This is a genomic window from Anabaena sp. 4-3 (assembly GCF_001597745.1).
GTDB lineage: Bacteria > Cyanobacteriota > Cyanobacteriia > Cyanobacteriales > Nostocaceae > Trichormus.
The window spans coordinates 205997-216378 of the sequence record NZ_LUHJ01000061.1; the positions used below are offsets into that span (position 1 = coordinate 205997).

Annotated in this window: 9 protein-coding genes; 4 read left to right on the forward strand and 5 right to left on the reverse strand. The window is 40.3% G+C overall.

All coding sequences use genetic code 11. From position 1 onward, the window contains the following. Both A3775_RS16025 and A3775_RS16030 read right to left on the reverse strand, forming a co-directional pair. Positions 1-476, reverse strand: a 476-nt coding sequence (locus tag A3775_RS16025) for a cobalamin biosynthesis protein (RefSeq protein WP_156481663.1), incomplete at its 3' end; no start/stop codon positions are given. Positions 477-1037: 561 nt separating this feature from the next. Next, positions 1038-2321 (reverse strand): ankyrin repeat domain-containing protein, encoded by a 1284-nt coding sequence (locus A3775_RS16030; protein ID WP_066425821.1) that lies wholly within the window; start codon positions 2319-2321, stop codon positions 1038-1040. 565 nt (positions 2322-2886) lie between these two features. Here A3775_RS16030 and A3775_RS16035 point away from each other — a divergent pair. Then, positions 2887-3357 carry a DUF4079 domain-containing protein gene (locus A3775_RS16035; RefSeq protein WP_066375267.1) on the forward strand — a complete coding sequence of 157 codons (471 nt, stop codon included), beginning with the start codon at positions 2887-2889 and terminating at the stop codon, positions 3355-3357. Positions 3358-3431: 74 nt separating this feature from the next. Here A3775_RS16035 and A3775_RS16040 read toward each other — a convergent pair whose 3' ends face one another. Next, positions 3432-4085, reverse strand: a complete 654-nt coding sequence (locus tag A3775_RS16040; RefSeq protein WP_066375264.1) for a DUF1997 domain-containing protein — start codon at positions 4083-4085, stop codon at positions 3432-3434. 178 nt (positions 4086-4263) lie between these two features. Here A3775_RS16040 and A3775_RS16045 point away from each other — a divergent pair, with 178 nt between their 5' ends. Further along, a complete protein-coding gene (locus A3775_RS16045; RefSeq protein ID WP_066375262.1) occupies positions 4264-4920 on the forward strand; it encodes an NAD(P)H-binding protein in 657 nt (218 codons plus the stop codon). 204 nt (positions 4921-5124) lie between these two features. Further along, entirely contained in the window at positions 5125-5814 is a 690-nt protein-coding gene (locus A3775_RS16050) for a glycoside hydrolase family protein (RefSeq protein WP_066425822.1), read from the forward strand. A 163-nt stretch (positions 5815-5977) separates the two neighbouring features. Here the strand turns inward: A3775_RS16050 and menH are convergent, their stop codons facing one another. Further along, positions 5978-6802 carry a 2-succinyl-6-hydroxy-2,4-cyclohexadiene-1-carboxylate synthase gene (gene menH, locus A3775_RS16055; RefSeq protein WP_066375253.1) on the reverse strand — a complete coding sequence of 275 codons (825 nt, stop codon included), beginning with the start codon at positions 6800-6802 and terminating at the stop codon, positions 5978-5980. A 314-nt stretch (positions 6803-7116) separates the two neighbouring features. On the opposite strand from menH, the gene A3775_RS16060 reads away from it, so the two are divergent. Continuing rightward, entirely contained in the window at positions 7117-8097 is a 981-nt protein-coding gene (locus A3775_RS16060) for an aldo/keto reductase (RefSeq protein WP_066375469.1), read from the forward strand. Between the two features lie 604 nt (positions 8098-8701). Here A3775_RS16060 and A3775_RS16065 read toward each other — a convergent pair. Continuing rightward, entirely contained in the window at positions 8702-10381 is a 1680-nt protein-coding gene (locus A3775_RS16065) for a response regulator (RefSeq protein WP_066425824.1), read from the reverse strand. Between the last annotated feature and the right edge of the window lies 1 nt (position 10382).

Here is a 10382-nt window from a genome sequence, read left to right on the forward strand (position 1 = left end):
GTTCTTCTCGGCTCCCTCTGCTCCCTCTGCTCCCCCTGCTCCCCTCCTTGAGCCACAGCAACTGTGACTGTGCCTACTTCTCCTGGTAAGCGGAAAATTTGCTTGGGAACTAATAGCTTGACTGCCTGATTCTGGCGAGTGGCTGCTAAAATCGCCGCCGCTTCTGCTACACTTGGGGTTCTGACTTTTTGCGCGATCGCTGCGTTAGGATTGGGAACAGCTACAGTAGATAAAATCTCGGCGGCAAAGGTTTTTAAAGGTAATTTTGTTAGGCGACAATAGTCCAATATCCCGGCTTCTGTGGCTTTGCTGTCAATCGTACCAATTCCGGCGATCGCATTTTTATCTAATTCATACTCTCTAAAAACGCCCTCAATTGCTACATCTACCAACTTATAACTAATCCCCGATTGACAACCAATTCCCACCCACAACCTTTGTTGTGGCTGCTGTTCCTCAGATTTTTTTTGGCTCACTCCTAATTTACTGTCGAGTACAATTTTCTACCTAAAACTTTTCAGGATTTTATTCTTGAGTCACTGATTAATTTTCAGCGTTTACTAAAATACATGAAAACTGATAATTACAATACTGTTATCAGAAATGAAAACCTATATATTAAGCATATCTAGCACAGTAGGAAACGCCGGAGGAATGACAAGGTAAACAGCAGAAAGTAATTTTACTTCTTCAGTTTGGCTCCATTGGTATCCTTGAAGCTCAAGCGTTTTACCTGGTCTACTTCGGTGTTTCAATTTCTTCCCATCTTTGCTGTAGCTATTTTATCCCAAGCCGCTACAGATGTTTATTCTTTTAGTTTTTCATTTCTGAAACAGATTTTTTATACCTCCTTATTATCTAATTAAATACCGTGTTTTTTCCTAGTTGTCAAGTTGTTTCAAAAAAATCGTCTCATGGGGTAATTCTAGAAAGAATTTGTCTAAATAACCACAGATTTTTTTGACTTTTATTGCTGTGTTTTTACTCAAAATTTAGGTCTGCAAAATATCCAGAAATCTTGATTTTTGCTAACGCCATTATTCTTGTGCGCCAGCCTGTTTTAAACTGAGAACGATATTTCGATAACCATTAAATTCGGCAATCATCAAAGCAGTATAACCACCGCGATTTTTTAAATTTATATCCGCGCCTCCGGCGAGTAAGACTTGCACGGCTTTGCTATAACCGCCAGCAGCAACCCACATTAAAGCTGTAGCTGCCGCCGAGTCTTGATAATTGACATTTGCGCCTTTGGCTAACAATAATTGCATTATGCTGGGATAATTGCGCTCTGCGGCTTTAATTAAGGCAGTTTTACCATCATCGGCTGGTAAATTAACATCAGCACCGTAGTCTAACAATAACTTTACTGTGTCGGTGTGTCCTTGGGATGCGGCTAAAGTTAACGGTGTCTCACCGAGATTTTTTACCTGTGAATCTGCACCCTCACGTAGCAATATCTCGACTATCTGAGTATGTCCTTGTAAGGCAGCAACTAATAATGGTGTGTCACCTAGGTTGTTTCTAATTTGGGGATTTGCACCCCGATTGAGTAAAATTTGGACTAAATCCAGATGCCCTTCCACGACGGCGAGATGTAAAGCTGTTTCACCGTCGTGGTTTTGATGATTAATCTCAGCTACTTTATCTAGTAAAACGCCAGCGATCGCACCTTGTCCAGCCGCCGCAGCTGCAAACAGTGCCGTGTCACCATTTTGGTTTTGCTGGTTGACATCAGCCCCAAGAGTCAGCAATACTTCCACTACATCCTGCTTTCCCAAGTCGGCTGCTATCATTAACGGTGTTTCACCTTCTTCATCTTGGGTGTTAGCATCTGCACCATGTTGTAACATCACTTGCACTACTGCGGCTTGTCCTTGTTTCACAGCCAGCTTTAAAGCTGTATCATCATCTTTGTCGGATAAATTCACATCCGCACCAGCAGCCAGCAACACCCGTACTATTTCCACATAACCTTTTAAAGCTGCTGCCATCAAAGCTGTACTACCATCTTCATTAGTAGCATTGACATCAGCCCCTTTAGAGATAAGAAGCTGGACAATATCAAGCTGTTTGTTACTAGCAGCCAACATCAACGCCGTCAAACCGTAGAGTTTTCTGGGTAAATTGATATTTGCCCCAGCATCCACAAGCGATCGCACAATTTCGGTATAACCTAGATTAGCAGCAAACATTAACGGCGTAGTGCCATCGCGATCGCACACATCCGCCCTAGCACCAGCCGCCAGTAGTGCAGACACCTGCTTCAAATCGCCTATTTTAGCCGCCTTCAGCAGCAAAGCATCATTGTTATTATTCATGAATTCGGTTCTAACAGGGAAATCTTATGTTGTTAGTCTCAGATGATTGAGCAACTTTTGCAAGGGGAATTAAACAGTGCTGAAAAACTTGCTCAAACTTACTCAAAATCCACTATGATTAGGGATAAGCGAAAACCAAGCTAAAAAAATTTTAGGCTTGAGAACCTGTACAAAACTTTTGAGAGTAGCCAGCCTGTAGCAAGGTAATTGAGAAAATCCAGAAATTTTAAATGGCTGAAAATCAGGGAGTAAAGTAGCAAAGCCTCTCAATGTAAAAACTCCAAAATAGGGTGAGTTACGCCCGATTTTAAGCCTGTGGACTGGATAATGCCGACATTACCAGAATGAAACAGGAAGCTAACGTCTTAAGTCTTTGAACAGATTTAAGCAAGTTTAGTTTAACGGACTTTTGATAGTTGATAGTTGACTGTTGACTGGGTAAAAGTTATTCTTCCCCTGCTTCCCCTGCTTCCCCTGCCCCCCTGCTTCCTCATCCCCTCCGTCGCCCACGGTACATCAAACTATGCTAATTTTTATTAAGATTTAAGAATTGGGCGAGAACACGATGAATCTGGAATTGTCTCCCTCGGTTAAATATTGGCTGAATTTCTTTCACCCCATGCTCATGTGGGCATTATTAGCACTCTCACTGTATGCTGCTTACCTAGGGTTGCAAGTACAGCGTACTCGCAACGCACAAGGGGAACAAAAAAAGGAACTAATTAAAGGTAAGTATAATATCAAGCACTACCAAATTGGCTCAGTCATTTTAGCTTTGATGGTAGCTGGTACAATTGGCGGCATGGGTGTCACCTATATCAATAACGGTAAGTTATTTGTGGGGCCGCACCTACTAGCTGGGCTGGGTATGACTGGTTTAATTGCATTTTCTGCTGCATTATCTCCTTTCATGCAAAAAGGAGCAAACTGGGCGCGGGTAACTCACATTGTCTTAAACTTTGCCATTTTAGGACTGTTTACTTGGCAAGCTATCACTGGTGTAGAAATTGTGCAAAGAATTCTTTCTAAGGCTTAGTCATTAGTCATTAGTCATTAGTCATTAGCTAATGTTAGGGACTGATGACTATTGACTACTGACTATCTAAATCATTATTTATGGAATTTACCAGGGAAGGGAAGTCCTAGAAATGTGTGAAAATCTTCTTGGACTTTGCGAGTTAAGCGGCGAGAAACTTGACGCACGATTTGGTTTAGGAGGCGATCGCCTGTAGACTGAATTAAAGACTTGGGCAAACGCTGGATAAATCGCGGAAAGTGCAGACAAACGACTAAATCTAACTCCCATTCAACCCGCGTGATTTCGCTGCCATCCTCTTGTAACTGTAATGATGCCCGATAATCCACATCATAACCAGGCGGTTGATAGTCAGGAATCGGAATTGTGCGAATGCGATAAACTCCGTCTTCGGGAGGTAACAGTTCTAAGCCAATTTTCGGCTCGACTTCATAACCAAACGAGCCAAAACGACCTATAATCAGCGCGTAACCGTTTTCCCCCAACGGTTGTACTTTCATCGGTTCAGCACAGCGCGAAAACCAGCTAGCATGAGCATTAAGATACTCAACCACGCGATGCGCTGGAGCGAACATTTCCATACAGTCGCTATAACGACCGTAAAATTTAGTTGGTGTGCCTACAGGTAATTGTGTGTCTGTAACCTCATTCTCTGGGAGGTTGGCAGCGACGGGTACAACTGTTTCTGTTATATCCAAAGATTGATACTCGCCGTTTGCTGAAAGCATGAAGCATTCCCCTCTGATTTGGCGTTTGTCTATATTAATGATTCCCAATTTGTTTGGGTTGTGTAGCACTAAACTTCTATTTTGACCGAAAGCTTAGAAATCTGTCATGAAGTTCATGAAATCACTACAATATAAAACGAATTAATCACCTACTTAGTTTCTCAGGATAGCGTTGATCATGAAAGCATTTGTAGCCGGGGCGACAGGTGAAACAGGTCGCCGTATTGTACAAGAGTTAGTAGCGCGTAACATCCCGGTTCGCGCTTTGGTACGCGATATGCAAACAGCTAGAAACATTTTGCCTCCTGATGCTGAGTTAGTTGTTGGTGATGTCTTAAACCCACAAAGCCTAACTACCGCTTTGGGAGATAGTACAGTTGTGCTATGTGCGACGGGTGCAAAACCAAGTTTAGATCCCACTGGGCCGTATAAAGTAGATTTTGAAGGGACAAAAAATTTAGTAGATGTCGCCAAAACCCAAGGCATTGAAAATTTTGTGTTAGTGAGTTCCTTGTGTACTTCCCAGTTATTCCATCCGTTAAACTTGTTTTGGTTGATTTTGGTGTGGAAAAAACAAGCAGAGGAATATCTTCAGAAAAGTGGTTTAAACTATACCATTGTCCGTCCTGGTGGGCTAAAAAATGAAGATAATTCCGATTCTATCGTCATGCAAAGTGCAGACACATTATTTGATGGTAGCATTCCTCGGCAAAAAGTCGCTCAAGTCTGTGTAGAAGCGTTATTTGAGCCAGCCGCACGTCACAAAATCGTCGAGATTATCGCTAAACCGGAAGCTAGTCCCAAAAGCTTTACAGAATTATTTCAGCAGTGCTAGTCAACAGAAGCCAGTCAACAGTCCCTAGCATTACCCAATGACTAATGACTAATGACTAATAACTAATGACTAATGACTAATAACTAATGACTAATTTTGCACTTTGCCGAAATGGGTACATTAACTGTTGTTTTTAGCTAGGATAGCGAATTTGCAAGGAGTGAGAATCTGAAAAGTTTTGAACTCAAAGGCGTAGAAAAACTAATTGCCCCTTTAGCCGCGCTTCTCGGCTTCGTGTACCTATTTCAATGGTATATTTTCGGGGACTTGCGATCGCCTTCTGAACCCATCTTTAGTCAAAATTTACCACCTTTGGTGATGAAAGGCGGCGACCCTTACATCCGTGCTTTGATGCGAACCATTGCCGCCAGCGAAGCCAATGGCAAACGTCCCTATTCTCTCTTGTATGGTGGACAACAGGTCAGCGACCTCAGTAAACATCCAGAGATATGCGTCACTATCGTCACCGGGCCAAACAAAGGTAATTGTTCTACTGCGGCTGGTAGATATCAAATAATTAATACTACTTGGTATCATATTGCACCTCGTTATCATCCTAAACGTTCACAAATGATGTTTTGGTCTACTTATAGTTTTGAAGCAGAATATCAAGATGTAGTAGTCTACCGTTGGTTGAAAGATTCCGGCGTTTGGGGAGTTGATATTCCCCAACTATTGCGCCAAGGAAAGATAAACGACGTTTTGCGCCGACTCTCCCCCACTTGGACAAGTTTAGGATATGGTATCGAAACCAATTCTATTAGTAGTTCTTTGCCCAGAATTTACCAAAAAATGCTGCAAGAAGAATTAACAATAGCTCAACAACCAGACACAGCTAATGCTGCTCCACCCCCCACGCCAAATAGTCATACCACCGATAAGCAAAAACGATAAGTAAAAAAATTGTAGGTTGGGGAGCCATCGCCGTGGACGGGTTTCCCGGCTTGGGGCGAATGGCATTTGACGTAGGAAACCCAACACCAAGATTTTAGTTGGGTTGCGCTGTGCTTAACCCAACCTACATCTAATGCACAAAATTAGCTGTGTCAGTCCACTACTACCTTGACAAATTATCTCTCAAGCAACCTGTAAGGTGGTGGACAAACTCTAAAGTATTTTCAAAGTGAATATTATGGGCAGAATTCCGAATAATTTTTAGCTCTGCTAATTGGCAGACACTAGCCGTTTTTTTATTAATCTCTATAAATTTATCATCATTTTCACCGACTAATAATAGTAGAGGAATTTGATTATTTTTAAGTTTCTCCCATAAGGATGGTTGACTACCAGTCCCCATAAATTGCAATGATTTAGTCAACTCAACTGGATGATTCTGCAACCTGTTTTCTAGCAGACTATTAAAATCTGGATGAGTTTTCATAGCACCAAAAATCGGCTGATTGTACCAATTTAATAAAAAAGCGGCGAAATCAGCTTTGGCTTCACTTCTGGCTAATTTTCTCGCTATTTGAGCATCACTTTTAACTCTGGCTAATCTTTCTGTTTCGGTTGCTAAACCAGGCGAAGCAGATTCTAAGATAACTTGATCAAAACGTTCAGGAAAATTTAGAGTTAGATATAAGGCTAATCTACCACCCATTGAATAACCAACTAAAAAGCATTTCGTAATCTTTAATTTATCTAGTAAGTTAATAATAGCTGTGGCTGTATTTGCCATTGTATAATATTCATCCCCTCCTAAAACTTGAGTCTTGCCATGCCCAGGAAGGTCTATGATTAAATAAGAAAATTCATCTGCTAGTAATTTTATAGCTGCATCGAATTCATGAAGATTACCCATGAAGCCATGTAAGAAAACAATTATCGGTTTATTGGGATGAATAATTAAATTATAGTTGAATTGATAATTTTCCCCAATCATAAGTAGAACAGCGTAAATAATTAAAGGTTTGTAGTCAGGACTTCAGTCCTAAAATAAGGACTGAAGTCCTTACTACGAACTCGATTTACAGAAGTTTACATTACTTAACATAGTTATATTTATTCCCACCGACTGACTTACAGCATATTTCATCTTAGTGAAGTACAGCAGGGTGGGCTTTCCTGTTCCCTGTTCCCTATTCCCTATTCCCTATTCCCTGTTCCCTACCCCAACAGATATGATAACTATTCAAACGGACATGATATTACAATCTAAAATTTAATGGTTAATTTATAAAACATTTGTAAATGTATATGCAAGCTAGTCAGGAATTATATCTACCAAAGATGGGTTGTGGAACTTGGGCTTGGGGAAACCAATTGCTTTGGGGATATAAAGAAAGCATGGACGAGGAATTACAAGGAGTGTTTAACCTGTGTGTGAGTAATGGTGTGACTCTCTTTGATACAGGTGATTCTTACGGAACTGGACGCTTGCAAGGACGTAGTGAGATATTGCTAGGACGATTTGCCAGGGAGTATCAAGGGGTAAACCGTGAGCATATTTGCATTGCCACTAAGTTGGCTGCTTACCCTTGGCGATGGACACGTAAATCAATGATAAAAGCTTGCACAGCTTCGGCGCAACGCTTGGGTAGAAATGTTGATTTAGTACAGATGCACTGGTCTACAGCAAATTATGCACCTTGGCAAGAAGAAGGACTTTTAGATGGTTTAGCTGACTTGTATGAACAAGGTTTAGTCAAGGGTGTGGGACTATCTAATTATGGAACGAAAAGATTACAACGTGTATATCAAAAGTTTGCTAGCCGGGGAGTACCGATTAAGACGTTGCAAGTGCAATACTCGCTGTTGTCTACATATCCTGTTACCCAGTTAGGACTAAAACAAGTGTGTGATGAATTAGGTATACAATTAATTGCTTATAGTCCGTTAGCGTTGGGGATATTAACCGGAAAATACACTGAGAAAGGACAATTACCCAAAGGTATTAGAGGTTTATTGTTTAGACAGTTATTGCCGGGGGCGCGATCGCTTTTAGAATGTTTGCGAGCCGTGGCAGAATCTAGAAATAAAACTATGTCTCAAGTCGCAATTAACTGGTGTATCTGTAAAGGAACAATTCCCATTCCTGGGGCGAAATCTTTAACCCAAGCGCAAGATAATCTTGGCGCGTTGGGTTGGCAATTAGACGCTGGTGAAATTGCCGAGTTAGATCAAGCTGCTGCGAATACAGATAAAAAAATGGTGCAGAATATTTTTCAAACTAATTAGTCATTGGTTATTGGTCATTAGTTTCTCTTTTCTGCTCCCCGGCTGCCCTACTCCCCGTTTTTCTGGAATAAAACCCCCCTTGCTAGGTAATTAAACATGGGGGGAATTGGAGCTAAAGCCCGGTTGGGCAATCGGGCTATTAATTATTTAGTGTTTATGCTCTCTAATTTAATTCCTCCTAAAGATAGAGCCAAACAACTTCTTAATATTTTCTTAATTATTTGCTGATTAAAAAAAATCTCCCGCTACAATTTAGTAACGGGAAGAGATAAAGTTCAAGTTCGTCAGGTGATCGGAATAGTTATTTATTTAGTATTTATTGTCTTTTGAGCAAGTCTGTCATGAGATAGATAAATAATCATCTTATGCGTTGAAAAATGTATACTTTAACACTGTATTCTCAAGAAAAGCTCAAATTTAGGAGCTAGAAACTAGCAAATTCATACTTTTAATGTTTTTTGTATATAAGTTGTCTATATTTTTATTTTAAAAAAGCAAAATAAATCATTCTAAAGATACATTATTGTTGATCAGGACAAATGCACTAATAAAAAGCTTAATTACTCAGTTTGTTTAGGTGAATGATGAAAAAATATGGCAATAACTATCTAGATAAATTTTCAGGTAATTGCACTGTAAATGTTGTCAAACCATAAGCACTTGTCACTGTAATTGTTCCTTGCAGATATTCTACGAGTTTCTTGACTAATGCCAAGCCTAAACCAGTACCGCTAGTTTGCAGAAATTCATTTTGATTTATCTGGTAAGATGAGTCAAAAATTGACGATTTATCTGGGGCTGGGTTTTGAGAAAATTGATAAAATGGTTCAAAGATTCGAGATTGTTGGGTGGTGGGGATTTCGACATCAGAGTTGTTAATTCTAATTTCAAAATAGGGAACTTGTAAAACTGGGGATATACTAGATTGAGCATCCTGAACTTTGGAAAGTTTTGGGTTGTTGTTGAGGTGAACAGTGACTGTAATTCGCCCTAGAGGTGGAGTATACTTACAAGCGTTAGTCAGTAACTCTGAGACAATCCGATTGAGAAGATGTAAGTCAGAAAATAGAGGCGGTAAGTCAGGCGCAATACTCAATTCTAAAATTTGTTTTTGAGTTTGGGCAATGGGTTGAAAACTGGCTACCAAATGGGTTAGCCATTTTTGCAGTTGAATTGCAGTTAATTCTAGGGGATAAGCATCTGCGTCAATGATTCGCATAATCAGCAAATCATCTACTAAATTTAATTCGCGTTCACATTCATGTTGAATGATATTTAAATAATGGGATGTAGATGTAAAAGCTTCAGGTGCATAGGCTTGAAAAATCTTCTGTTGATTCAGAACATTTTTGAGCATACTGATAGCTAATTTAATGTTTGATAATGGCGTTCGCATTTCATGAGAGGTTGCTGCTAAGAAATCTTCTTTGAGTTGATTGATTTTTTGCAGTTCTATTACTTGTATTTCTAATTGACGGGAATGCTCATTTGCTAGGTTGCTCTCTTGTGTGAGTCGTCGTTGGGTGTCATCCCGAAACACCATCACCGCGCCTGTAATTACACCAGTGTTATCTCGCAGAGGGGTAGCACTATCGGCTACGGGAATCATGATCCCATCTTTGTGAATTAGCAGGGTGCGATCGCCTAAATAAATTGTATGTCCTTGTTCAATAGCCGACAGCATGGGATTCTCTACAGGATATAGAGTTTGTTCATCAATCAGTTGTAAAATCTCGGTTAAACTTTTGTCTTTAGCTTCATCTAGTCGCCACCCGGTAATTTCTTCCGCTATCTGATTCATGTACTTGATTTGTAATTGCGAATCAACTACCATCACCCCATCCCCCATTCCTCGCAATACAGAACTCAAAAATTGTTCGCGTTCATAGCGATTAAGTGCTGTTTGAATCGCTACATAAAGTTCTTGTTCGCGCACGGGTTTAAGGATGTAACCAAAGGGAAATGTTAATGTGGCTCTTTCGACAGTGCTTTTGTCAGAATGTCCAGTAACGTAGATGATAGGAATTTGTAGATGATTCCAGATGTACTCGGCGGCTTGGATACCGTCCATTTCACTGCGGAGTCGAATATCCATTAAAATCAAATTGGGATGCAACTGTGTTGCTTTCTCAATGGCAGTTTCGGCAGTATCAGCAAGATCGACAACGGTATAGCCTAAAGATTCTAAACTTTCTTGTAAGTTGATGGCTAAAATATATTCATCTTCCACCACCAGAACCTTAATTGTTTTTGTGTTTTGGGTGTTTGAGGAGACGCTAATCATG